25 protein-coding genes and 1 tRNA gene are annotated in these 22,478 nt (G+C 63.0%); 13 read left to right on the top strand and 13 right to left on the bottom strand.

The genetic code is table 11. The features are described 5' to 3' along the window. Positions 1–66 precede the first annotated feature (66 nt). Positions 67–840: a pyrimidine utilization protein D gene (rutD, locus tag J2858_RS05460; protein ID WP_210103689.1), complete on the top strand. Its 774-nt coding sequence runs from the start codon at positions 67–69 to the stop codon at positions 838–840. Positions 841–967: 127 nt separating this feature from the next. Beyond that, positions 968–1,489 (top strand): flavin reductase, encoded by a 522-nt coding sequence (locus J2858_RS05465; protein WP_210103690.1) that lies wholly within the window; start codon positions 968–970, stop codon positions 1,487–1,489. A gap of 168 nt (positions 1,490–1,657) precedes the next feature. Here the strand turns inward: J2858_RS05465 and J2858_RS05470 are convergent. From J2858_RS05470 to J2858_RS05480, 3 genes are all read right to left on the bottom strand, one after another. Continuing rightward, positions 1,658–1,734: transfer RNA gene (locus tag J2858_RS05470), tRNA-Arg, on the bottom strand. 132 nt (positions 1,735–1,866) lie between these two features. Continuing rightward, entirely contained in the window at positions 1,867–3,372 is a 1,506-nt protein-coding gene (locus tag J2858_RS05475) for an ATP-binding protein (protein ID WP_432443256.1), read from the bottom strand. 152 nt (positions 3,373–3,524) lie between these two features. Beyond that, a complete protein-coding gene (locus J2858_RS05480) occupies positions 3,525–5,591 on the bottom strand; it encodes a methyl-accepting chemotaxis protein (RefSeq protein ID WP_210103691.1) in 2,067 nt (688 codons plus the stop codon). 344 nt (positions 5,592–5,935) lie between these two features. On the opposite strand from J2858_RS05480, the gene rpmH reads away from it, so the two are divergent. The 4 genes from rpmH (at position 5,936) to yihA (ending at position 9,096) form a co-directional block, all read left to right on the top strand. Further along, on the top strand, positions 5,936–6,070 hold the full coding sequence (gene rpmH / locus J2858_RS05485; RefSeq protein ID WP_137129837.1) for a 50S ribosomal protein L34: 135 nt from the start codon (positions 5,936–5,938) through the stop codon (positions 6,068–6,070). A 29-nt stretch (positions 6,071–6,099) separates the two neighbouring features. Next, the gene (gene rnpA, locus J2858_RS05490) at positions 6,100–6,492 is read left to right on the top strand and encodes a ribonuclease P protein component (RefSeq protein ID WP_210103692.1); all 393 of its coding nucleotides are present in this window, start codon (positions 6,100–6,102) and stop codon (positions 6,490–6,492) included. Beyond that, on the top strand, positions 6,492–8,294 hold the full coding sequence (yidC, locus tag J2858_RS05495) for a membrane protein insertase YidC (RefSeq protein ID WP_210104151.1): 1,803 nt from the start codon (positions 6,492–6,494) through the stop codon (positions 8,292–8,294). The genes rnpA and yidC overlap by 1 nt, the downstream gene beginning before the upstream one ends. A 142-nt stretch (positions 8,295–8,436) precedes the next feature. Further along, the gene (yihA, locus tag J2858_RS05500; protein ID WP_210103693.1) at positions 8,437–9,096 is read left to right on the top strand and encodes a ribosome biogenesis GTP-binding protein YihA/YsxC; all 660 of its coding nucleotides are present in this window, start codon (positions 8,437–8,439) and stop codon (positions 9,094–9,096) included. A gap of 124 nt (positions 9,097–9,220) precedes the next feature. Here yihA and J2858_RS05505 read toward each other — a convergent pair whose 3' ends face one another. The 3 genes from J2858_RS05505 to J2858_RS05515 all read right to left on the bottom strand — a co-directional run bounded on the left by J2858_RS05505 (position 9,221) and on the right by J2858_RS05515 (position 11,336). Next, entirely contained in the window at positions 9,221–9,778 is a 558-nt protein-coding gene (locus J2858_RS05505; RefSeq protein WP_210103694.1) for a fasciclin domain-containing protein, read from the bottom strand. Positions 9,779–10,026: 248 nt separating this feature from the next. Next, entirely contained in the window at positions 10,027–10,791 is a 765-nt protein-coding gene (locus tag J2858_RS05510) for an anti-sigma factor (protein ID WP_210103695.1), read from the bottom strand. Next, positions 10,788–11,336 (bottom strand): sigma-70 family RNA polymerase sigma factor, encoded by a 549-nt coding sequence (locus J2858_RS05515; RefSeq protein WP_210103696.1) that lies wholly within the window; start codon positions 11,334–11,336, stop codon positions 10,788–10,790. Before J2858_RS05515 ends, J2858_RS05510 begins: the two co-directional genes overlap by 4 nt. Positions 11,337–11,473: 137 nt before the next feature. Between J2858_RS05515 and argB the strand changes: the two genes are divergently transcribed. Next, the gene (argB, locus tag J2858_RS05520; protein ID WP_210103697.1) at positions 11,474–12,361 is read left to right on the top strand and encodes an acetylglutamate kinase; all 888 of its coding nucleotides are present in this window, start codon (positions 11,474–11,476) and stop codon (positions 12,359–12,361) included. A gap of 9 nt (positions 12,362–12,370) precedes the next feature. On the opposite strand, the gene J2858_RS05525 is transcribed toward argB, so the two are convergent. Then, complete coding sequence (locus J2858_RS05525) at positions 12,371–13,273, bottom strand: DMT family transporter (RefSeq protein WP_210103698.1); 903 nt, start codon at positions 13,271–13,273, stop codon at positions 12,371–12,373. Positions 13,274–13,386: 113 nt separating this feature from the next. Here J2858_RS05525 and J2858_RS05530 point away from each other — a divergent pair, with 113 nt between their 5' ends. After that, positions 13,387–14,097 (top strand): pyrimidine 5'-nucleotidase, encoded by a 711-nt coding sequence (locus J2858_RS05530; protein WP_210103699.1) that lies wholly within the window; start codon positions 13,387–13,389, stop codon positions 14,095–14,097. A 109-nt stretch (positions 14,098–14,206) separates the two neighbouring features. Continuing rightward, entirely contained in the window at positions 14,207–14,914 is a 708-nt protein-coding gene (locus tag J2858_RS05535) for an EF-hand domain-containing protein (RefSeq protein ID WP_210103700.1), read from the top strand. A 41-nt stretch (positions 14,915–14,955) separates the two neighbouring features. Here the strand turns inward: J2858_RS05535 and J2858_RS05540 are convergent, their stop codons facing one another. Further along, positions 14,956–15,837: an LOG family protein gene (locus J2858_RS05540; protein WP_210103701.1), complete on the bottom strand. Its 882-nt coding sequence runs from the start codon at positions 15,835–15,837 to the stop codon at positions 14,956–14,958. A gap of 240 nt (positions 15,838–16,077) precedes the next feature. On the opposite strand from J2858_RS05540, the gene dapD reads away from it, so the two are divergent. The 4 genes from dapD to J2858_RS05560 are packed head-to-tail and all read left to right on the top strand — an operon-like array spanning position 16,078 to position 19,400. Then, on the top strand, positions 16,078–16,947 hold the full coding sequence (dapD, locus tag J2858_RS05545; RefSeq protein WP_210103702.1) for a 2,3,4,5-tetrahydropyridine-2,6-dicarboxylate N-succinyltransferase: 870 nt from the start codon (positions 16,078–16,080) through the stop codon (positions 16,945–16,947). Between the two features lie 15 nt (positions 16,948–16,962). After that, positions 16,963–18,156 (top strand): succinyl-diaminopimelate desuccinylase, encoded by a 1,194-nt coding sequence (gene dapE, locus J2858_RS05550; protein WP_210103703.1) that lies wholly within the window; start codon positions 16,963–16,965, stop codon positions 18,154–18,156. After that, positions 18,143–18,763: a hypothetical protein gene (locus J2858_RS05555; protein ID WP_210103704.1), complete on the top strand. Its 621-nt coding sequence runs from the start codon at positions 18,143–18,145 to the stop codon at positions 18,761–18,763. The genes dapE and J2858_RS05555 overlap by 14 nt, the downstream gene beginning before the upstream one ends. Positions 18,764–18,803: 40 nt before the next feature. Then, positions 18,804–19,400, top strand: a complete 597-nt coding sequence (locus J2858_RS05560) for a hypothetical protein (protein WP_210103705.1) — start codon at positions 18,804–18,806, stop codon at positions 19,398–19,400. Here the strand turns inward: J2858_RS05560 and truA are convergent. From truA to def, 5 genes are all read right to left on the bottom strand, one after another. Next, complete coding sequence (truA, locus tag J2858_RS05565; RefSeq protein ID WP_210103706.1) at positions 19,347–20,156, bottom strand: tRNA pseudouridine(38-40) synthase TruA; 810 nt, start codon at positions 20,154–20,156, stop codon at positions 19,347–19,349. The genes J2858_RS05560 and truA overlap by 54 nt on opposite strands. Further along, the gene (fmt, locus tag J2858_RS05570) at positions 20,156–21,091 is read right to left on the bottom strand and encodes a methionyl-tRNA formyltransferase (RefSeq protein WP_210103707.1); all 936 of its coding nucleotides are present in this window, start codon (positions 21,089–21,091) and stop codon (positions 20,156–20,158) included. The genes truA and fmt overlap by 1 nt, the downstream gene beginning before the upstream one ends. A gap of 17 nt (positions 21,092–21,108) precedes the next feature. Then, complete coding sequence (locus J2858_RS05575) at positions 21,109–21,528, bottom strand: type II toxin-antitoxin system VapC family toxin (RefSeq protein WP_210103708.1); 420 nt, start codon at positions 21,526–21,528, stop codon at positions 21,109–21,111. Beyond that, entirely contained in the window at positions 21,525–21,794 is a 270-nt protein-coding gene (locus J2858_RS05580) for a FitA-like ribbon-helix-helix domain-containing protein (protein ID WP_210103709.1), read from the bottom strand. Before J2858_RS05580 ends, J2858_RS05575 begins: the two co-directional genes overlap by 4 nt. A 75-nt stretch (positions 21,795–21,869) precedes the next feature. Next, a complete protein-coding gene (gene def, locus J2858_RS05585) occupies positions 21,870–22,385 on the bottom strand; it encodes a peptide deformylase (protein ID WP_245365547.1) in 516 nt (171 codons plus the stop codon). Positions 22,386–22,478: the final 93 nt, after the last annotated feature.

Consider the following 22,478-nt stretch of genomic DNA (forward strand, 5'->3'; position numbering starts at 1 on the left):
CCCGCCCGCGGGGAGAGGGTTAGGGTGAGGGGCAATCAAGACACACGCGCTGAAGGTAAGTTCGCAATGCATTACGACATCCACGGCCTGACCGCGCCCGACGCGCCCACCATCCTCCTCTCCTCCGGGCTTGGCGGATCGGGCGCCTATTGGGCGCCGCAGATCGCAGCCCTTGGCGAAACTTTTCGGCTCGTCACCTACGACCATCGCGGTTGCGGCCGCACCGGCGGCGAGGTGCCCGAAGTCGGTGGCATCGCAGCCATGGCCGATGACGTGCTGGAGATCGTGGAAACGCTGAAGCTCAAGAGTTTCCACTTCATCGGCCATGCGCTCGGCGGCCTGATCGGCCTCGACATCGCGCTTCGCCGCCCGGACCTCATTGAAAAGCTCGTGCTGATCAATGCCTGGAGCAAGGCGGATCCGCATTCCGGCCGCTGCTTCGACATTCGCCTGGAACTGTTGGCGAAATCCGGCGTGGAAGCCTTTGTGAAGGCGCAGCCACTGTTTCTCTATCCCGCCTGGTGGATGAGCGAGAATGCCGCGCGGCTTGCCGACGACGACAGACACGGCGTGTCGCATTTTCAGGGCAGCACCAATGTCACCCGCCGGATTGCGGCGCTGCGCGCCTTCGATGTCGATGCACGCCTTGGCGAGATCACGACGCCGACGCTGGTGATGGCAACACGCGACGACCTTCTGGTGCCCTATACGCGCTCGAACCGGCTGGCGGACGGCCTGCCAAACGCCACGCTGGCGCTCAGCGACAGCGGCGCGCATGCCATGAACATCGTCTTTCCGCAGGTATTCAACCAGACCGTCCTCGAATTCCTGAAAGCCTGAGACCGGGCGCGGCTTTTCAAAGTAACGCCGCGCCAAAAAACTGCCCCGACGGAATTCCTTGCCGGTGATTGAACTCCCGGCGCGAAAATGCCGTAGAGTGCCCCGTAGCTGCCTTCTGGAGATCTGCATGCCCGCTGCCACCGCCACCCCGGCCACCGCCCCGGCCCTCACCGATGAAGCCCGCCGCCTTGCCTTTCGCGATGCGATGGCACGGCTTGCCGCCGCCGTCACGATCGTGACCACCGACGGGCCGGGAGGGCGCGCAGGCTTTGCGGCCACCGCCGTCTGCAGCGTCTCCGACAACCCGCCGACGCTGATCGTCTGCCTCAACCGCGGTTCGTCAGCCTATGCGGCGGTGAAGACCAATGCGGTCGTTTGCGTCAACGTTCTGTCCGCCGATCATATCGAGGTGAGCCGCCTCTTCGGCGGAAAGACGCCCGTCGACGAACGCTTTGCCGCCGCCAGCTGGTCCACCGGCGACACCGGCTGCCCCCGCCTCGACGACGCCCTTGCATCCTTCGACTGCCGCATCCGCTCGGTGGCTGACGGCAGCACCCATGACGTCCTGTTCTGCGAGGTGGAGGCGATCCACTCCAGAACCGAGGGCCAGGCGCTCATCTATTTCAACCGGGATTATCGCACCGTCTGAGCGCGGGCACACAGGGGGATCGGGGGCGGCAAAGCAAGGCTTTGCCGCCTTTTTGCTGTACGCTCATCCGGCAACGTCGAACCGCATCGGCAAGTCGAGCACGCAACATCCGGCGCAGCTGAAGCTGAACCGGAGCGCAGATCGACGAAAATGTCATGAAGAGAAGAGTGGCGCACCCGAAGAGATTCGAACTCCTGACCCCCAGATTCGTAGTCTGGTGCTCTATCCAGCTGAGCTACGGGTGCTTGCCTCACCGACTGTCCGTCGGCGTTGGCGATCCTCTAAAGCCTCCTTGCGGGGATTGCAAGCGATTTTGCCGAACCACTTGTCATTTTGTTGAAACAACTTTTCAAACCATTGAAAAAACTAGGTAAATTTCAGGCACGGACGCGATAGGCGTCCAGCGCCACCGGGCGATCGGGAATTTCGATGCGGAAAAGCGTGCCCGGACCGGGCTTTTCGACCAGCGCAATCGTGCCGCCATGGGCCAGCACCAGTTCGCGGGCAATGGCAAGGCCGAGACCGGTGCCACCGGAGCGGGCGGAGCCCCGGAAGGCGGCAAACAGGTTCTCACGGGCCTTGCGCGGCATGCCGGGGCCGTTGTCGTCCACGGTGATGCTGACGACGCTGCCGACACGCTGGGCAGACAGGAAGATGCGATGCGGCTGCCCGTCCTCCGGCAGCGGCGCCTGCATCAGCGCCTGAACCGCATTGCGGCAGAGATTGTGGATGACCCGGAACAGCTGCTCGCTGTCGGCATCAACTTCCAGCGTCTCGTCGATCTGCTCGACGAATTCGATGCCGGCATCCGGATCGAGCGCCAGAATCTCCCGCACATCCTGGCACAGCCCGGCAAGGCGCAGCAGCCGGCGTCGCGGGGCGGCTTCCGAGGCCTGTCCATAGGCCAGCACCTCGTTGGTGTAGCCGACGGCCCGGTCGATGGTGCGCAGGAGCTTCGGCGCGAAGCTGCGCACCATCGGATCCTCCACATCCACGAGCCGGTCCGACATCAGCTGCGCCGAGGCCAGGATGTTGCGCATGTCGTGGTTGATCTTGGAGACGGCAAGGCCAAGGTCGGCGAGGTTCTTCTGCTGCTTCAGCGTGCGCTGCAGCTGGCGCTGCATGGCGGCCAGATGGTGGCCCGCGACCTCAAGCTCTCCCTTGGCGCGGCCAGGCACGAAGACGCGGGCCGGATCCTCCGGATGCTGCGAAAACACCTGCATGCCATGGGTCAGGCGCCGGATGGGCCCGATCATCATGCGATTGATGGCGAGATAGATCAGAAAGGCGGTGACCAGCGAAATCAGCAGCGAAATGACGAACATCAGCCGCGAGAAGGCGATCATCGCCTTGCGCAGCGTGTCGTCGTTCATCACCAGTTCGATGATCATGTCGGTATCATTGATCGGGCCATAGACCCGCATGGCGCGCCCGCCGCCGAAAATCAGCGTGTCGAGCGCATTGGTCATGGCACTAAGCGGCGTCTCGTGGGCAAGGTCCACCTGCACATCCACCTGCGGGGGAACATCAATGGCGGCGAGAAGACGCGAGGTGCCGTCCTTGCGCAGCGCCAGAACCTTCGTGCCGGTGGCAAGCAGCGTGTCCTGCTGCACTTCCCGTGGCAGCTCGGCCGGCTGCAGCCCGTCGATGACGATGCCGGCCGCAGCGGCGGTGTCCAGCCGGTCACGCAGCCAGGTAGTGCGCATCACCGAAATCGAGGGCACGAAGATCAGGATTTCGGCAAACATGACGAACATGACGGTCAGCCAGAGAAGCCGTCCCGACAGGCCGCGAAAGCGCCGGGGCATTGGCTGAAGAGGCATATCCAACCCCTCTGCCGGGTGCGTCCCCAGCGGGGCGGAGCCCTCCGCCTCGTTCATCATGCGGATCTCCGTTCCGTCCATGCGCCAGCGCGGCAGGTTCCTGCAGCGCCTGTTATCATCCGTATAATAAAGATGCCCGAGCGCTTTTTCCAGCCCTCGGGCATGTCCGTCGTTTCAGAGGGGCGCAACGGGCGTTCTGAGCCGCTGCGGCATCAGAATTCCTCCCAGTTTTCCCCACGCGGAGAAGCGGCGGCGGCGGCCGCAGGTGCGGCGCCAATGGCGCGCGCAAGGTTGCCCATGATGCGGCGGGCCGGCGAGGCCTTGGGCGCTGCGCGCTCGTCTGCCACGTGGATGGCGGGAGCACGGGCGGGTGCCGGGCGGGCGGGGCCGGCGTCAAAGCTTCGGCGCGCGGCATCGCCGCCTTCGCCGATGTTGAAATGCGACAAAAGCGAGAACAGCCCATCGGCTTCCTGGGACAGCTTGTGGGTGGCCGCCGAGGTTTCCTCCACCATGGCCGCGTTCCTCTGCGTCACCTGGTCCATCTGGTTGACGGCGGTATTGACCTCGTGCAGGCCGGTTGCCTGCTCGCGGGCGGCCGTTGCGATCGAGTGGATATGGTCGTTGATGCCGAGAACGCGGCTTTCGATCTCGTGCAGCGATTCGCCCGTCTTCTGGACAAGCTTGACGCCGCCGGCCACTTCCTCGCCGGATTTGGTGATCAGCGCCTTGATATCCTTGGCGGCATTGGCCGAGCGCTGGGCAAGCTCGCGCACTTCCTGCGCGACCACGGCAAAGCCCTTGCCGGCTTCACCGGCGCGGGCGGCTTCCACACCGGCGTTGAGCGCGAGCAGGTTGGTCTGGAAGGCGATCTCATCGATGACGTTGATGATCTGCGAAATCTCGCGCGAGGCCTGTTCGATGCGGCCCATGGCGGCAACCGCATCGCGCACGACGACGGCCGACTGGGCCGCGCTTTCCTTGGCTTCGCCCACCATGCTGCTGGCCTCCTGGGCCCGCTCCGTGGAGGACTTGACGACGGCGGTGATCTCGTCGAGCGCAGCAGACGTCTGCTCGAGGGCCGCCGCCTGCTGTTCGGTGCGCTTCGAGAGGTCGTCGGCGGCCGCGCGCAATTCGCCGGCATTGCCGTTGATCGTGCCTGCGGCATTGCGGATTTCGCTCATCGTGTTGCGCAGGTTGAGGATCGCCTCGTTGACATTGCGCTGCAGCTCGGCAAAGGCGCCGCGGAAGCTGCCATGCATGGTGTCGGTGAGGTCGCCGGCGGCAAGGCGCTTCAGGATCTGGCCGGTCTGGGTGAGGCCGCCATCGACGGTTGCCAGCAGCTGGTCGACATTGCGGGCAAATCGATCGAGGCCCTCGTCGCCGAACTGCTTGTCGATCCGGGCGGTAAAATCGCCCTCGGCAGCAGCAGCCATCACGGCTGCCATGCGCGTCTGCAGGTCGTCGGAGCGGGCGCGCGACACGCCTTCCTCGGCGTTCATGCGCTGCACAGCAATACCGTTCTGCTTGAACACCTCGACGGCCGAGGCCATTTCGCCGATCTCGTCCTTCTGCCCGGCCCCGGGGACGGCCGTGGCAAAATCACCAGACGCAATGCGCTTCATCGCATCGGTCAGCGCAAGGATCGGCGCAATCAGCGAACGGCGGCTGATGATGGCGGCAAGGCTGGTGCCCAGTGCCACGCCCGTGCCCGTAATGATGGCAATCAACAGGAACAGCGTGTCTCCGAACTGATCGATGCCCTTGCTCACCTCGTCCAGTTCTGCGCGGTCCTGACCGACAATGGTGTCGATTTCCTGCTGGAAGGCCTTGCGGTTGTTCCGGTTGGCTTCGTTATTGCCCTGCTTGTTGGCTGCCTCAGGTCCCTCGGTCTTGCCAAGCCGGACGGTCTCGGAACGGAATGCCTTGAATTCCTCCGCCCGCTTTGCCATCGCCTCAAAGGATGCTTGCTGCGCGGCCGGCACCATCGGACGCCATTTTGCCAGGAGCGCATCGATCTGCGAGAGGTTCTTTGTCAGCCCCTCACCAAATTTGACGGTTTCGTCCGGCGTGTTGGCCGCATAGATCCCGCGGGATTCCATCACCACGCTGGTGACGAGCCGGTTGAGGTTTTCGCCCATGTAGGCTCGGTCCGCAGCCGAGTGAAACGCCGCAATGCGCCGTCCATACTCGGAAATCGCAAACAGCGACATCGCCCCCACCACGAGCGCTACCAGCCCCATCATGGCCACCAGCAGATTGATTTTGCCCCTGATTTTCATAGATCACCCTTCATACCCGGCACTGGACCCTTGAGGCATTCCGCCTTTCCAGCTTCCGAATATTCGCATAGAGGAATTAAAGAAGGCTTGAAGTTGCGCCACTTGGGAACACGGGGCGCATCCACCGGTGGGACGGGCGATTTCGCCGCCGACAAAGGCCTGCAGCGGCGCGCGGAAAAGCCCGGCGCCAATTGACTTTTGCGATGGCTTGCTCTTATAAGCCGCCCACGTCCGGCTTTCGCAGGCGCGCGCGAGCGTGTTCCTGTGCCGATACGTTATCCAGCAACGCTCTTGTCCTCTAGAAGGACAAACCCAAGAAGGGCCGCACACCGCGGTATTAAAAAATGAAGCGTACCTACCAACCGTCCAAGCTTGTTCGCAAGCGTCGCCACGGCTTCCGCGCCCGCATGGCAACCAAGGGTGGCCGCAAGGTCCTGTCCGCCCGTCGCGCACGCGGCCGTCAGAGCCTGTCGGCCTAAGGCCGGCATGCCCGGCGACCGTGCCGGAAATGACGACTGAAGACCAGAAGACGAAAACTGTCGGGCGGCTGAAAAGCCGGCCGCAGTTTCTTGCTGTCCGGGATGGCGAAAAACGCCGCGGGCGCCTCTTCCTCATGGAAGTGCTCGACCGCAAGGAACCGGAAGGCGGTCCCCGTGTCGGTTTCACGGTGACCAAGAAGCAGGGCAATGCCGTCGAGCGCAATCGTATGCGGCGACGGTTGCGCGAGGCAGTGCGGCTTTCCGGCGGCGCTGCAATGAAAGACGGTCATGACTATGTCATTGTCGCCCGACGCGAGATGCTGAACGCATCCTTCGCCGATATCACGGCGGCGCTTTCCGAACGCCTGGGAAGCCGACCGAAACACAAGCGGTCCGAGGAGACCCGTTCCAGGAAAGCATGATGGAAAAGAACCGCAATTACTTCATCGCGATCGCGCTCTCGGTGCTGATCGTTCTTGCCTGGCAGTTCCTCTACATGAACCCGAGGATGCAAGCGCAGCAGCGCGCCGAAGAGGCGCAGCGCGCACAGCTTGCACAGCAGCAGGCCGCAAACCCGCAGCCGGCCAATCCGACCGTGGGCGGCACCGCCAATGGCACGCTGCCCGGCTCCACCCAGGCCCCGGCAGCCGCCACCCGCGAACAGGCGCTTGCCCGCTCGGCCCGCGTTGCCATCGATACGCCCGCCCTTGCCGGCTCGATCAACCTGACCGGCGCCCGCTTCGATGACCTGAAGCTGCGCGACTATACCGAGACCGTCGACCCGAAGAGCCCGACGATCACGCTGCTGTCGCCCGCCGACACCAAGGACGGCTATTTCACCGAAGTGGGCTATATCGCCGGCGACACCTCCGGCACCGTGCCCGGGCCCGGCACCGTCTGGACGCTGGCCTCCGGCGACAAGCTGACGACGACGACCCCGGTGACGCTCTCCTTCACCAACGACAAGGGCGTGGTGTTCAACCGCACCATCTCCGTCGACGACCATTACATGCTGACGATCACCGACAAGATCGACAACCCGACGGGCGATGCCATCAGTCTTGCAAGCTATGGCCGCGTGACGCGCTACAACAAGCCGGCCACGCCCTCCGTCTACGTCATCCACGAAGGCTTCCTCGGCGTCCTCGGCGCCCAGAGCGGCCTTTCGGAGCACAGCTACAGCAGCATCGAGAAGGAGGCCTCGGTCAATGCCAAGGCCACCGGCGGCTGGCTCGGCATCACCGACAAATACTGGGCCTCGACGATCGTTCCGCCGCAGCAGCTGCCGTATGAATCGCGCTTCACGCATTTCACCGACGGCCAGCCGCGCTACCAGGCCGACTACAAGACCGATGCGATCACCATCGCGCCCGGCCAGTCGACGCAGCTGAAGAACCTCGTCTTTGCCGGCGCCAAGGAAGTACCGCTGGTCGATGGCTACGAACAGAGCTATTCGATCCCGCGCTTCGACCTGCTGATCGATTGGGGATGGTTCTACTTCATCACCAAGCCGATGTTCAAACTGATGGACTTCTTCTTCCGCTACTTCGGCAATTTTGGCGTGGCGATCCTGTGCACCACCATCGTCGTGAAGGCGCTGTTCTTCCCGCTGGCCAGCAAGCAATATGCCTCGATGGCCGCCATGAAGCGCGTCCAGCCGAAAATGGCCGAGCTGAAGGAGAAGCATGGCGACGACCGCATGGCGCTGCAGCAGTCGATGATGCAGCTTTACAAGGAAGAAAAGATCAACCCGATTGCCGGCTGCTGGCCGGTGGTCCTGCAGATCCCGATCTTCTTCTCGCTCTACAAGGTGATCTACGTCACCATCGAAATGCGCCACGCGCCTTTCTTCGGCTGGATCCAGGACCTTTCGGCTCCGGACCCGACCTCGCTGTTCAACCTGTTCGGGCTTCTGCCCTATGACGTGCCGCATGCGCTGATGATTGGCGTCTGGCCGATCATCATGGGCATCACCATGTTCCTGCAGATGCGCATGAACCCGACGCCGCCCGACCCGACCCAGGCGATGATCTTCACCTGGATGCCGCTGGTCTTCACCTTCATGCTGTCGTCCTTCCCGGCCGGTCTGGTCATTTACTGGGCCTGGAACAATACGCTGTCGATCACGCAGCAGGCGCTGATCATGAAGCGCCACGGCGCCAAGGTGGAACTCATTGACAACATCAAGGGCCTGTTCAAGCGAAAACCGGCCGAGACGAAATAGCCGAAATCGTTCGAGACCCCGGCCTTGCCGGGGTCTTGTCGTTTCAGGATACGGTCAATCGGCGCCTGGCGCTTCAAGCTTGACATTACCGGCCAAAAGCATGAAGCCGGACCTTCAAAACAGACAAATGGCGATAAACGACATGGCGACAGATCAGAATTTCGAGGAAAGACCGCTTTTCGGCCGGCCGTGGGTTTTCATCCGCGGCGTTCCCGCGATGAAATTCCTGCCGCCGGAAGGACCGCTGGAAGTGGCTTTTGCGGGCCGTTCCAATGTCGGAAAATCCTCGCTGATCAATGCGCTGGTCGGCCAGAAGGGTCTGGCGCGCACTTCCAATACGCCGGGTCGCACGCAGGAGCTCAACTATTTCGTGCCCGACGGCTATTCCGGCGCCGGTGACGACCTGCCGCCGATGGCACTCGTCGACATGCCCGGCTACGGCTATGCGCAGGCGCCGAAGGACATGGTCGACAACTGGACGAAACTGGTCTTCGATTACCTGCGCGGGCGGGCCACGCTGAAGCGCGTCTATGTGCTGATCGACAGCCGCCACGGCATCAAGAAGAACGATGACGAAGTGCTCGACCTTCTCGACAAGGCCGCCGTGTCCTACCAGATCGTGCTGACCAAGACCGACAAGATCAAGCCGCCGGCGGTCGTGCGGCTGCTGGCTGAAACGCAGGAAAAGATCCGCAAGCATCCGGCAGCCTATCCGGAAGTCCTGTCGACATCCTCCGAAAAGTTCGAGGGGCTGGACGAGCTGCGGCAGGCCATTGGGCTGACCGTCGGAAAACCGGCCTGACGGACTTCAGGGGACGACAAGGAAAGCCGCCAGACCGGCAGCGGCGCCACGAACGTCAGAGCTGACGGGTCTCGCGGCGCCGTTTCTCAAGGCCTCACCCGGGCGGTGATGGCCGATTTATTCGTTACATCTTCGGCAGCAGCACGTGGTCGATCACATGGATCACGCCGTTCGACTGCTTGACATCGGCGATCGTGACATGGGCGACACCGCCGGCTTCGTCGGTCAGCGTGATCTTGCCCTTGGCTTCCTTGGCCTTCAGTACGCAGCCGCCGACCGTCTTGACGTCATGCTCGCCGCCGTCGTCCTTGATCATCTTTTCGATGGCCTTCGACATGGCATCGGCCGCCACCACGTGGCAGGTGAGGATCTTGGTGAGCTGAGCCTTGTTCTCCGGCTTCAGCAGGGTATCGACCGTGCCCTTCGGCAGCTTGGCGAAGGCTTCATTGGTCGGCGCAAACACCGTGAACGGCCCCTTGCCTTCCAGCGTCTCGACAAGACCCGCCGCCTTCACAGCCGCCACCAGCGTGGTGTGGTCCTTCGAATTCATGGCATTTTCGACGATGTTCTTGTTTTCATACATCGCTGCGCCGCCAACCTTCGGATTGGCGGCCTGGGTGGCGACGGCACTTGCGGACAGAAGGGCAACGATTGCGACGCTGCGCAGGGCAGTCTTCAACATGGGGCTTTCCTCTTCCTCTAACCTTGAGACGGCCGGGCTTTTTGCCGCAGCCGCCGTCCCCGTCATCGGGGACATCAGCAAGGACGAGGGGAAAGACGAAAGAGTTTCAGCAACGCCGGCAAAAAGGTGATGCTGCATTCGACTGCCCAGTTGACATGCGACCCGTCTGGCAGGCAACCTTGCGAACCGGCCGGCCGGCTCACGCTTCCACCGGCCCGGACAGTCGTCGGGGCCGGCGGGAGGGGGAATCAGGGCATCTGCGCCTTGCCAAGCGCGAGAACCGGGCCGGTCGGTGCGCCGCTCGGCGAGCCGCCATAGGGTTCGAGGCTGACAGCCAGTGTCACGCCATCCTTCAGCTTCGGTCGAAGGGCCTGCGGCACGGCAAGCTCTCCCTCGCCCGATTGCGGCAGGATGCCGAGCGAGACGGCCTTATCGTTGCCGTCGATCACCCAGAGTTCCAGCGAATGCGGCTGGTCGCCGGCAGTGGCGACAGGTGTGAGGCGCAAAATACCGTCGCCGGCACTGTAGCGCGCAATCAGGCTCACCGCATTGTTCTGGCCGGCGAGTTCTGCAAGCGGGCGAAGCGGGGCCGGTTGCCGCTGACCGGACCGGCCAGCGTCCGGTGCGCCGGGCAGCGGCGCCACGAACGTAAAGAACATCGTGCCGGCAAACAGGAAGATGGAGGCAAGCGCAAGCGTGCGCCAGAAGGCAAGCGAGCCCCAAAGTCCGGCAAACGTGCTGGTTCTCGATGCCAGCGCGCGACGGCGGGTGGCAAGCACCCGGCGCTCCACCATCGGCAGGATGAAGTCGGGCGGTGCGATCGCCTCATATTCGTCGTTGAGCGGCGAAAGATTCTCTTCCCAGCGGGCGACGATGGCGGCAAAGGGGCGGTCGCGACGGATGCGCGCCTCCACCCGTGCGCGGCTTTCTGCCGACAGCACGCCCAGCACATATTCACCGGCAAGAACCTCGTCGCGGGCGCGGTCGCCTTCGCTCTGGTCAGGATTGCTCATCGCTCCATGCACTCTCTCAACGACAACAGGCTTCGCCTCAGCCAGGTGCGCATGGTGTTCAGGGGAACAGCATGACGCTTTGCCAGTTCCTGGTAGCTCAGCCCCTCCACATAGGCACTTTTCACAGCCTCGGCGCGCTGAGGATCCAACTCTTGCATGCACCTGTCAATGCGCCTTCCCTCGCCTTTGATGACGGCAGTGCTTTCCGGGTCCGGCGCATCATCTGGAAACTGCTGCGCCCCCTCCTCCAGGCTGTCGGAGGCGGGACGGCGGGCGCGCAACACGTCGATGGCATGGTTGCGCGCGATCGCACACAGCCAGGGCATCGGCCCGACATTGGAGCCGGCAAAGCGCTGGGCATTGCGCCAGATTTTCACATAAACCTCCTGCAGCGCATCCTGCGCATCCTCGCGATCCTTGAGGATACGAAGGCAGACGCCGAAAAGTTTTGGCGAGGTTCGTTCATAGACCGCCCGGAAGGCGTCACCATCCTTCAGCGCAATCTGCGCCACCAGGTGGGAAAGCTCCGCATCACTGCTTTTCACGTGGTCGGCCTCCCGGCATTGCAGCCTGCCTTTTTTGACGTCATCGTGACACTTACGCTCATTTGTTGGCGCCGGATTATTTCCTCTGTCAAAAACATGCGTTACAAGGCCGCACCTGAGGTTCCAGAGGTAATTCGATGTCCCTTTCCGAAAGTGAGATGCAGGCGCAGCTGCTCGCGCAGGCGCTGCCCTTCATGCAGCGTTACGAGAACAAGACCATCGTCGTGAAATATGGCGGCCATGCCATGGGCGATGCGGCGCTTGGCAAGGCCTTTGCCGAAGACATCGCGCTTTTGAAGCAGTCGGGCGTCAACCCGATCGTGGTTCATGGCGGCGGCCCGCAGATCGGCGCCATGCTGTCGAAAATGGGCATCGAGTCGAAATTCGAGGGTGGCCTGCGCGTGACGGACCAGAAGACGGTCGAGATCGTCGAAATGGTGCTTGCCGGTTCCATCAACAAGGAAATCGTCGCCCTCATCAACCAGACCGGCGAATGGGCGATCGGGCTGTGCGGCAAGGACGGCAACATGGTGTTTGCCGAAAAGGCCCGCAAGACCGTCATCGACCCGGATTCCAATATCGAACGTGTGCTCGATCTCGGTTTCGTCGGCGAAGTGGTGGAAGTCGACCGCACGCTGCTTGATCTTCTGGCCAAGTCCGAAATGATCCCGGTGATTGCCCCCGTCGCTCCCGGCCGTGACGGCGCGACCTATAATATCAATGCCGATACCTTTGCCGGCGCGATTGCCGGCGCGCTGCGCGCCGACCGCCTGCTGTTCCTGACCGACGTTCCGGGCGTGCTCGACCGCGACAAGAACCTGATCAAGGAACTGTCGGTTGCCCAGGCGCAGGCTCTCATCAAGGACGGCACGATTTCCGGCGGCATGATCCCCAAGGTCGAAACCTGCATCGACGCCATCCGCGCCGGCGTGCAGGGTGTCGTCATCCTGAACGGCAAGACGTCCCATTCGGTGCTGCTCGAAATCTTCACCGAAGGTGGTGCCGGAACGCTGATCGTTCCCTGACCTCAGACGTCAGAGAAACAGAAGACCGAGGATGCCTGCAACGATCAGCAGGCATCCCAGAACCTCCAGCCGGTTGATCTTCTCATGGAAGAGGAAGACCGAGGCCATGAAGGTGAAGACCAGTTCGATCTGGCCGAGCGCCCGCACATAGGCCACCTGTTGCAGGGTCATCGCCGTGAACCACCCGGCAGAGCCCACCACGCCCGCAAGCCCCACCAAAGCCGACGTTCTCCATGAGCGGATGACCTTGCCGATTTCGCTTCGGTCCGTCGCCAGCATCCAGAAGAGCATGAACAGCGTCTGGAAGCCGGTGACGAAAGCCAGCGTGAAGCCTGCCTGCATCACGGCGTTCGGCCCATCGAGCGACAGCGACGCCGAACGATAGGCCACCGCCGAAATGCCGAACACGGCCCCGGATGCAATGCCGATCAAGGCCGTGCGGGTGGCGAGCGAACGGAACAGGCCGGAAAAGGTCAGAGGCGAGCGCGCCACCGAAATCGTCATCACGCCGACAATGCCGATGAGGATCGCAACCAGCGTGCCAAGGCTCAAGCGTTCGCCCAGGATGACGAGGCCGAAGAGCGCCGCCTGCATCGGTTCGGTCTTGGAATAGGCCGTCCCGACGGTAAAATTGCGCAGCGAAAACAGGTAGACCAGCATGATGGTCGCATAGATCTGCGCAAGCCCGCCAATGATCGACCAGACGGCAAAGCCGAGTGTCGGCTGCGGCAGGCGGAAGCCGCCGAAGAGATGCAGGCCTGCGACATAGAGCACTGCGACCGGAAACCCGTAACCGAAGCGCACAAAACTTGCGCCCCGCGTGCCGAGCGAGCCCTGCAGATGCTTTTGCAAGGCCGAGCGCAAATTCTGCAAAAAGGCGGCGGCAATGGTGATGGGGATCCAGAGTTCCATTGAGTGGCGCTAGCATGAGGCCCGTGCACCCGCCAAGGCCACCTCGGGCCGGAACGGTTCGGCTTACGGCCGGATGGCTTTTCTTTCCGTGGCGAGCGGTGCATAAAGCGGCCATGCCACAGCTCAACGCCACGCCCGACCCCGCCGATTTCGCCAATGTCCGTGACTGGGTGTTTGATCTCGAGAACACGCTTTATCCGCACCACGTCAATCTGTTTGCGCAGATCGACCGCAACATGACGGCCTTCGTGGCCGAACTCCTGCAGATGGAGCCGCAGGAGGCACGGGTTCTCCAGAAGCGCTATTATCACGAGCACGGAACGACCCTGAAGGGCCTGATGGTGCATCACGGCATCGATCCGAACGGGTTCCTCGAGCGCGCGCATGCCATCGACTATTCCGCGCTTCTGCCGCATCCGGAACTGGGCGAGGCAATCAAGGCGCTGCCGGGGCGCAAGTTCGTCTTTACCAACGGCACCGTTTCGCATGCGCAGGCAGCGGCCCGGGCACTCGGCATTCTCGATCAGTTCGACGATATCTTCGACATCGTGGCGGCCGATTACGTGCCGAAACCCGCCGGCGCCACCTATGACAAGTTCGCCAGCCTCAACCGCGTCGATACGCGCCATGCGGCGATGTTCGAGGATCTGCCGCGCAATCTCGAAGTGCCCCGTGCGCTCGGCATGAAGACCGTGCTGATGGTGCCGCGCAATCTCGGCGATTTCATCATCGAACGCTGGGAACAGGCGCAGGACGAGGACCCCAACGTCGATTACATGACCGACGACCTGGTGGCCTTCCTCGGCGCCATCCTTCAACGCTGACGGCAAAACATTACCAAAGCTTCACTAGAGATTACCGATGTTTAAGTGGTGAAGGCGGGCAAGCAGCCCTAGCTTGGTGTCAAGACAACAAGCAGAAGGATGCATGTCTATGACGATCAAGAAACTTGCTCTCGCAGCCCTTGGCGCGACATTCCTCGTCGGGGCAGCCGCGCCAAGCTTTGCAGCACCCGAGGGGCGGCCCCATCACGGTCCCGGCCGGCCCGGCCCCGAGCGCGCCATGATGCGGGACATGATGTTCATTCGTCTGCTGAAGGAAGCCGACACCAACAAGGATGGCAAGATCACCCGCGAAGAAGTGGCGGCCTGGGGTGATCGCCTGTTTGCGGCAGCCGACGAAAACAAGGACGGCGTGCTGACGCCGGGCGAACTGCGCAAGTACCACGAGGCGCGCATGGAAGAGTGGCGTGAAAAGCGCCGCGCCGAACGCGCCGCCGAGCCGAAGGGCCCAGGCGCCGAGCCGGACGAAATGGCCGATGACGAAGGCGGCCCGCCACCACCGCCGGAAGCCGGTGGCTCGCGCGGCCCCGGTGGACCCGATGCCATGAAGCATGACGGCGGCCCCCGCGGCGAAGGTCCCCGTGGCGAAGGTCCCCGCGGCCCGCATGGACGGCATCACGGCATGGGTCCGCGCGGCATGATGCCGATGATGGCCCTCATTCACATGGCCGACACCGACGAGAACGGCCAGATCAGCAAGGCCGAGGCAACGGCGGCCATCGACAAGCTGTTTGACCGCATGGATCGCAACAAGGACGGTGTCATCACCATCGACGACCTGCCGGACCGCCCGTTCTGATCCTCGCCCTCACGCTCTGACGAAGAGAAACGGCCCGCCCCTCACCGCGAGGGAGCGGGCTTTTCCATGTCGTAGAAATCGGCCATCACCTGCCACGCCTCCTCGGCGGTTTCGACGAAATTCAACAGCTCGATGTCTTCCGGCGCAATGGTGCCGAAATCGGCCAACGCCTGGAAATCGATGATCTTGTGCCAGAATTTCTCCCCGAACAGGATGAGCGGGATGCGCGCCATGCGCCGCGTCTGGATGAGCGTGACGGCCTCGAACAGCTCGTCCAGCGTGCCAAAGCCGCCCGGAAACACCGCAATCGCCCGCGCCCGCATGAGGAAATGCATCTTGCGGATGGCGAAATAGTGGAAGTTGAAACTGAGCGCCGGCGTGACATAGGGATTGGGCGCCTGCTCGTGCGGCAGAAGAATGTTGAGCCCGATCGTCGGGGCCCCCGCTTCCGAAGCGCCGCGATTGCCGGCCTCCATCACGCCGGGGCCACCGCCGGTCACCACGACATATTCCTGATGGCCGTGAAGGGCCGACTCCTGCGCACAGAGCGCGGCAAACTTGCGCGCTTCCTCATAATAGGTCGAGGCCGCGGTCAGGTTCTTGCGCTGCACCTCGTTGCGGGCAGCCCAGGGCTCGGTGCCGGGGGCCGGGATGCGCGCGCCGCCGAAGAGAACGACGGTGGACTTGATGCCCATTTCGGTAAGCGTCATTTCCGGCTTCAGCAGCTCCAGCTGCAGGCGCACGGGGCGCAACTCGTCACGGCAGAGAAAATCCTCGTCCACATAGGCCAGCCGATAGGAGGGCGATTCCGACTGCGGCGTCCTGGGAATGGCGCGGGCACGCAGCTTGTCGACGGAGCTGTCCTTCAGCGGATCGAAGACACCACCCTTGCGTCTCTTCGCGTCGTTCTTTCCTGCGGCCATCTGTCGTGTCCTTCGCAATCCTGATGTCACTGTCTCGTTCTATCCGCAATGGATTGAGGAAGTGTGCGGTTCCCCATTCACATGCGATGCATTGCTGCGTTTCGCCGGGCGGGTCTTCGTGCCGGCACGCCAAACCACATTGACGCTTAAGTGGCGGTCGCTTAGAGCAAAAGGCAAGAATTTGCCAGCCGGCAGCGCGCTTGCCCTCATCACGATCCGTGTGACATCCAAGGACCCCCCATGACCAGCCCCGAGCCCAAGGACTTCTCCTCCCTCGAAGCGACCATCGAACAGGCCTTCGACAACCGCGATAGCGTCAACCTTGGCACCAAAGGCGAGATCCGCGACGCCGTCGAGGAAGCCCTGAACCTTCTCGACGCCGGCACGCTGCGGGTTGCCGCGCGTGGCGCAGACGGCCAGTGGACGGTTCACCAATGGCTGAAGAAGGCGGTTCTTCTCTCCTTCCGCCTCAACGACATGGAAGTGGTGAAGGGCGGCCCCGGCGCCTCCACCTGGTGGGACAAGGTGCCGTCGAAATTCGAAGGCTGGGGCGAGAACCAGTTCCGCGCCGCCGGCTTCCGCGCCGTGCCGAATGCCGTCGTGCGCCGCTCGGCCTATGTCTCGAAGGGCGTCGTATTGATGCCGTCCTTCGTCAATCTCGGCGCCTATGTCGGTGAAAACACCATGGTCGACACCTGGGCGACCGTCGGCTCCTGCGCGCAGATCGGCTCCAACGTTCACCTGTCCGGCGGCGTCGGCATCGGCGGCGTTCTGGAGCCCCTGCAGGCCGGCCCCACGATCATCGAGGACAATTGCTTCATCGGCGCCCGCTCGGAAGTGGTCGAAGGCTGCATCATCCGCGAGGGTTCGGTTCTGGGCATGGGCGTCTATATCGGCAAGTCGACCAAGATCGTCGATCGCGCCACGGGCGAGGTCATGTATGGCGAAGTGCCGCCCTATTCGGTCGTCGTTGCCGGCTCCATGCCGTCTGCCAACGCCACGATGGGCAACGGCCTTCCCGCCCCGCATCTCTACTGCGCCGTCATCGTCAAGCGCGTCGATGAAAAGACCCGCTCGAAGACCGGCATCAACGAGCTGCTGCGCGACTGACCGAAAGCCTATCCGATGTCTGCCACCGATCCCGTCGAAAACCTCGGCACTCTCATCCGCTGCCCGTCGGTCACACCGGCGGAAGGCGGCGCGCTGTCGGCGCTTCAGGCCATGCTGGAACCACTCGGCTTTTCAGTCGAGCGGGTGACGGCCACGGAGGCGGGAACGCCGGACATCGAGAACCTCTATGCACGACTGGGAACGGCCGGACCGCACCTGATGTTTGCCGGCCATACCGACGTCGTGCCGGTCGGCGATGCGGGTGCCTGGAGCCATCCGCCCTTTGCCGCCGAAATCGCCGGCGGCGAACTGTTCGGCCGTGGTGCCGTCGACATGAAGGGCGGCATCGCCTGCTTCATCGCAGCCGTTGCCCGCCATATCGAAAAGCATGGGGCGCCTGAGGGCTCCATCTCCTTCCTCATCACCGGCGACGAGGAAGGCCCGGCGATCAACGGCACGGTGAAACTCCTGGAATGGGCCGCCGCAAAGGGCGAGCGCTGGGATGCCTGCCTGGTTGGCGAACCGACCAATCCGGACCGCCTCGGCGACATGATCAAGATCGGCCGCCGCGGCTCGATCTCCGGCTTCGTCACCGTGCATGGCGTGCAGGGCCATGTGGCCTATCCGCACCTCGCCGACAATCCGCTGCGGACGGCAACGGCCATGATGCAAGCGCTGATGAACCCGCCGCTCGATGCGGGCACCGAGAATTTTCCGCCGTCGAACCTTGAAGTCACCGCCATCGATACGGGCAATACAGCCACCAATGTCATTCCGGCAAAGGTCAAATTTGCCTTCAACGTGCGCTTCAACGATCTGTGGAGCGTGGAGAGCCTGCAGGCGGAATTGCTTGCCCGTCTCGACAAGGCCTGCGCCGACGAGAGCCTGAGGCCCGGTCGCCCGGCGATGCGCTATGACATCACCTGGTCGGAGCGCCCGAGCCATGTTTTTCTCACCCGCAACGATGCGCTCGTCTCCTCGCTTTCCGGCGCCGTCGAAAGCGTGACCGGCCAGACGCCCAAACTGTCGACCACCGGCGGCACCTCGGATGCGCGCTTCATCAAGGATTATTGCCCGGTGGTGGAATTCGGCCTTGTCGGCCAGACCATGCACATGGTGGACGAGCGCGTGGCCGTGGCGGATCTCGAAACACTGACCGGGATCTACGGCGTGTTCATCGAGCGCTGGTTCGCGCATGCTGCCCTTTAGCCAGCCGAAGCGGCATCTGGCCGGCCTGCTGCTGCTGGTGCGGGGCGATGCCCGTGGCCTGTCGGTGTTTGATATTTCAGACGAAGGGCTCGCACGCTCCTTCAGCGCCTATCTCTGGACGCTTCCGGTCATCGCTTTCTATGGCATCGGCAGCTGGCTGGTGGAACGTGGCGGGACGCCGGGTCTTGGCCACCCTGCGGCGGCCATGGGCGGCAGCCTTTCCTTTGCCTTCAAATTCCTGCTCAACGAGGCAGCCGGCATTGTTTTGCCGATCCTCCTGTTGTCGCTTGCCTCGCCGCTTCTCACCGTCCGAGTACTCCTGCGCACGCTGATCGTGACGTGGAACTGGTCGGCACTCGTCTATCTGCCGCTCGTCCATCTGGTGGCCGCACCCTTCTTTCTCATGAACCTGCAGACCTGGAACCTTGCAAGCCTGGCGGTCGTCGTGCTGGCGCTGATCGGCGCGGGCGTCGCCTTGTTCGCGCTTCAATGGCACCTTCTGACAACCGTCGTTGGCGGCGACAGCCGGATCCGGCTGCTGATCCTGCTGATCCTTTTGCTATCGCCTCTGGCCATGTTGCCGCTTCGCACCCATTTGTCGTCCTGACATCCCCCGCCTCCCCGTCTCAACCGATACGAGATCCCCCTTGCCTCCCTTCCATGAAATCAAGCTCTACCTCTTCGGTCTCTGGCTGCTGATCAAGGGCAACCGAGCGGGCTTCAAGTATCTCGACCTGAGCGACCGCGGCATGATGCGCTCCTTCTGGGCCATCGTCTGGTGCCTGCCGGCCATCGGCCTGTCATGGTTCTGGTGGCGTCTTGCCTATCAGCAGGGGCTTCCACCCAGCCAATCGATCGGCGGCATCTTCTTCCTGCGCATGGCCATGCTGGAGGCGGCCAACTGGCTGTTTCCGCTGGTTCTGGCCGGCATTCTTGCGCTGATGCTCGGCATCGGCCGCTACTTTCCGGCCATCGTCTTCGTCACCAACTGGCTGTCGGTGCCGTTTTCCTATCTGTATGGCGTGCTGAGCCTGCTGCTGATTGCCGTGCCCGGCCTGACTGGCCTGATTGCGCTGGTCTGGCTTGGCGCCATCATCGCGCTCATCGTATCGCTCAGCCGGATCTTCCGCATGCTGCTCGGCGATCAGCGGCTGATGATCGCCACCCTCACCATGGTGCTGATCGTGCCCTCACTCCTCCTCTCGGACGTTCTGGAGCGATTTCTCGACGTCTATCCGGGCTGAACCGGCCCCGTCCGGGTAATCCACCTGCATGAAATAAAGCCCGTCCGGCGGGGCAACCGGCCCGCAGGCCGCGCGGTTGCGGGCTTCGAGCGCCGCGCGCACATCCGCAACCGTCATCTTGCCCTCGCCCGCCATTTTCAGCGTGCCGGCAAAGGAGCGGATCTGGTTGTGCAGGAAACTCTGCGCAGACGCCCGGATCTCGATGAGATCGCCGGAGCGCGTCACGTCCAGCCGGTCGAGCGTGCGCACCGGACTGGCCGCCTGGCAGTGGACGGACCGGAACGTCGTGAAATCATGGTGGCCGACCAGCGTCTGGGCCGCCGCGTGCATGAGCGTATGATCGAGATCCTTCGACACCCACCAGGCGCGTTTCGCCTCCACCGCCAGCGGCGCGCGGCGCGAAATGATGCGGTAGAGGTAATGCCGGCGCAGCGCTGAAAAGCGCGCGTCAAAGCCGTCTTCCACCCGTTCGACGTCAATGACCGCCACCTTTTCGCCTGCCATCATCAGATGGGCATTGAGCGCATTGCGCAGCTTGTAAGGCTGCCAGTCGCGCGACAGATCGGTGTGGACGACCTGGCCGAGCGCATGGACGCCGGAATCGGTGCGGCCGGCGCCGCGCACCACGACGGTCTCCTGTGTCAGCGACAGAACCGCCTTTTCGAGCGCCGCCTGCACCGAATGGCCATTCTCCTGGCGCTGCCAGCCGACATAGGGCGTGCCGTCATATTCGACGGTCATCTTGAAGCGCGGCATCAGGCGATCCTTGAGCCGGCGGGAAGCGGCGTGCCGCGCAGGAAATCCACCGCGGCAAGTGGCTTGCTGCCGGCCTTCTGCAGCCGCGTCAGACGCACCGCGCCGTCCCCGCAGGCGACCGTCAGGGCGTCATCCAGCAGAACGCCCGGCTCGCCCTGCCCGTCGGCCCTCTCGCTGGAAAGCACCTTCACCCGCTCCGTCCGTCCATGGATCTCCACCTCGAACCAGGCACCGGGAAACGGCGACAGACCGCGGATATGGTCATGAACCTCACGGGCGCTCCGTGAGAAATCGATGCGCGTCTCGCCCTTGTCGATCTTTGCGGCGTAAAGCACGCCGTCGTCTGCCTGCGGCACCAGCGGCAGGTTGCCGGCCTCCAGCCGCGCCATGGCCTCGACCATGGCTTCCGCACCGACCTGCATCAGCTGGTCATGCAATTCGCCGGCCGTGGTATTCTCGCCGATCTCCACTTCGTGCGTGAGGGCGACGGGCCCGGTATCGAGCCCCTTTTCCATCTGCATCACCATCATGCCGGTCTTCTGGTCGCCCGCCATGATCGCCCGCTGGATCGGGGCAGCCCCGCGCCAGCGCGGCAGAAGCGAGGCGTGACCGTTATAGCAGCCGAGCCGCGTGCCCTCTAGCACCGCCACCGGCAACAGCAACCCATAGGCGACAACGACAGCGACATCCGCGCCAAAGGCGGCAAATCGGTCACGCTCGTCCTGCTCCTTGAAATTGAGCGGCGTCAGAACCGGAATACCGAGCTCTTCCGCGGCCTGATGCACCGGCGATTTCTGCACATCGAGCCCGCGCCGGCCGCCCGGCCGTGGCGGCTGCGTGTAGACCACCACGATCTCGTGACCCGCCTCTGCCAGCGCCTTGAGCGTGGCCACGGAAAATTCGGGCGTTCCCATGAAGATGATGCGAAGTGCCATTTGCGCTGTCCTGTTCGTCAGGCCCCTTCAAACGGGTTCACGAGACGAAGATCAAGCCCTTCGAAGTCTTTTGTGTTGCGCGTGGCAAGGCTTGCCCCGTGAACGAGACAGATGGCGGCGATCATGGCGTCCTTCGTTTCGATGGGATGTCCCGTGCGGTGACGGTGTGCGCAGATTTCGCCGTAACGATGGGCAGCGGCGGCTGAGAACGCCAGGGTCCTTGGCTCGAACTCCTCTTCAAGCACCCTGTAGGTGTGCGTGAGTTGCTCCTTGCGGGCACCTTCCGGCAGAAGACCAAGGCCATAGCGCGTTTCGGCAAGCGTGATGGTGGTGAGGAAGACCTCCGATATCAGGAAGCCGTCCAGCCACAGGATCAGCCGCTCGCTATGCTTGCGCCCCTTCAACTCGGAAAAGACATTCGTATCCAGAACGATCATTCGTCAAATCGCGGCGGTTCGCGCATTGGTGCATGCCGTGACGCTTCGAGAAAGGCCAATTCCTCCGGCGTCCAACACGCGTCACTTCCCAACAGGGTGCGAATGCGCTGTCCGGCGGAAGCGGGATTTCCCTCCTGAAGCGTGCGCAGCGACCGCCGCAAATGCAGGGCCGCCTCTTCCGAGAGGCTCCGACCGCTTTGACGCGCCTGCCGTTGCAATTCCTGCTTCAGGGTCTCATCCAGATTGCGGATCAACAGATCGCCCATTGCGGCCCCTCCATGATATCAGTGATATCATGAACGAAGGCCGCACGAATTTCAAGAAGACCGCTTTCAAGCGCCTCAGACAGCCTTGCCTTTCGCCGCCTTGGTGAATTTCTTGATCACCATCTCGCGCTTCAGCCGGGAGATATGGTCGATGAACAGCACGCCGTTCAGGTGGTCGATCTCGTGCTGGAGGCAGGTGGCAAGCAGGCCGTCGGCTTCCAGAACATGCTCCTTGCCGTCACGGCCGACATGGGTGACGGTGACCGCGGCAGGGCGCTCCACTTCCGCATAATAGTCCGGGATCGACAGGCAGCCTTCCTCGTAGACCGAGGCGTCATCGGAGGATTTGACGATCTGCGGGTTGATGATGACGAGCGGCGTCTTCTCCTCGCCTTCGCGGGCAAGATCGATCACCAGGATGCGGCGGGCCACGCCGATCTGGATGCCGGCAAGGCCGATGCCCGGCGCTTCGTACATGGTCTCCAGCATGTCGTCGGCAAGCTTCAGCACATCGGCGTCCACGCGCTCGATCGGCTGCGAAACCTGACGCAGGAGGGGGTCGGGAAGGATGATGAGGGGCTTGATCGTCATGAAATCCCCATAGCCCATCTTTTGGATCGATGAAACAGCCCAAACCACCGGTTTTTGCGCTGAGCTCACAAATGTTCCCGTTTTGATCTTCCC

The organism is Neorhizobium galegae (assembly GCF_017877135.1).
In the GTDB taxonomy this organism is placed as follows: Bacteria; Pseudomonadota; Alphaproteobacteria; order Rhizobiales; family Rhizobiaceae; genus Neorhizobium; species Neorhizobium galegae_A.

Excerpts from the sequence above, each read along its gene's own strand:
- J2858_RS05535 (WP_210103700.1), top strand. The coding sequence starts at position 14,207 with ATGACGATCAAGAAACTTGCTCTCGCAGCCCTTGGCGCGACATTCCTC.
- J2858_RS05525 (WP_210103698.1), bottom strand. The coding sequence starts at position 13,273 with ATGGAACTCTGGATCCCCATCACCATTGCCGCCGCCTTTTTGCAGAAT.
- rpmH (WP_137129837.1), top strand. The coding sequence starts at position 5,936 with ATGAAGCGTACCTACCAACCGTCCAAGCTTGTTCGCAAGCGTCGCCAC.
- J2858_RS05505 (WP_210103694.1), bottom strand. The coding sequence starts at position 9,778 with ATGTTGAAGACTGCCCTGCGCAGCGTCGCAATCGTTGCCCTTCTGTCC.
- J2858_RS05575 (WP_210103708.1), bottom strand. The coding sequence starts at position 21,528 with ATGATCGTTCTGGATACGAATGTCTTTTCCGAGTTGAAGGGGCGCAAG.
- rnpA (WP_210103692.1), top strand. The coding sequence starts at position 6,100 with ATGACGACTGAAGACCAGAAGACGAAAACTGTCGGGCGGCTGAAAAGC.
- yidC (WP_210104151.1), top strand. The coding sequence starts at position 6,492 with ATGGAAAAGAACCGCAATTACTTCATCGCGATCGCGCTCTCGGTGCTG.
- J2858_RS05580 (WP_210103709.1), bottom strand. The coding sequence starts at position 21,794 with ATGGGCGATCTGTTGATCCGCAATCTGGATGAGACCCTGAAGCAGGAA.
- J2858_RS05540 (WP_210103701.1), bottom strand. The coding sequence starts at position 15,837 with ATGGCCGCAGGAAAGAACGACGCGAAGAGACGCAAGGGTGGTGTCTTC.
- J2858_RS05465 (WP_210103690.1), top strand. The coding sequence starts at position 968 with ATGCCCGCTGCCACCGCCACCCCGGCCACCGCCCCGGCCCTCACCGAT.
- J2858_RS05555 (WP_210103704.1), top strand. The coding sequence starts at position 18,143 with ATGCTGCCCTTTAGCCAGCCGAAGCGGCATCTGGCCGGCCTGCTGCTG.
- truA (WP_210103706.1), bottom strand. The coding sequence starts at position 20,156 with ATGCCGCGCTTCAAGATGACCGTCGAATATGACGGCACGCCCTATGTC.
- dapD (WP_210103702.1), top strand. The coding sequence starts at position 16,078 with ATGACCAGCCCCGAGCCCAAGGACTTCTCCTCCCTCGAAGCGACCATC.
- J2858_RS05510 (WP_210103695.1), bottom strand. The coding sequence starts at position 10,791 with ATGAGCAATCCTGACCAGAGCGAAGGCGACCGCGCCCGCGACGAGGTT.
- J2858_RS05480 (WP_210103691.1), bottom strand. The coding sequence starts at position 5,591 with ATGAAAATCAGGGGCAAAATCAATCTGCTGGTGGCCATGATGGGGCTG.
- dapE (WP_210103703.1), top strand. The coding sequence starts at position 16,963 with ATGTCTGCCACCGATCCCGTCGAAAACCTCGGCACTCTCATCCGCTGC.
- def (WP_245365547.1), bottom strand. The coding sequence starts at position 22,385 with ATGACGATCAAGCCCCTCATCATCCTTCCCGACCCCCTCCTGCGTCAG.
- argB (WP_210103697.1), top strand. The coding sequence starts at position 11,474 with ATGTCCCTTTCCGAAAGTGAGATGCAGGCGCAGCTGCTCGCGCAGGCG.
- J2858_RS05475 (WP_432443256.1), bottom strand. The coding sequence starts at position 3,372 with ATGATGAACGAGGCGGAGGGCTCCGCCCCGCTGGGGACGCACCCGGCA.
- rutD (WP_210103689.1), top strand. The coding sequence starts at position 67 with ATGCATTACGACATCCACGGCCTGACCGCGCCCGACGCGCCCACCATC.
- J2858_RS05530 (WP_210103699.1), top strand. The coding sequence starts at position 13,387 with ATGCCACAGCTCAACGCCACGCCCGACCCCGCCGATTTCGCCAATGTC.
- fmt (WP_210103707.1), bottom strand. The coding sequence starts at position 21,091 with ATGGCACTTCGCATCATCTTCATGGGAACGCCCGAATTTTCCGTGGCC.
- yihA (WP_210103693.1), top strand. The coding sequence starts at position 8,437 with ATGGCGACAGATCAGAATTTCGAGGAAAGACCGCTTTTCGGCCGGCCG.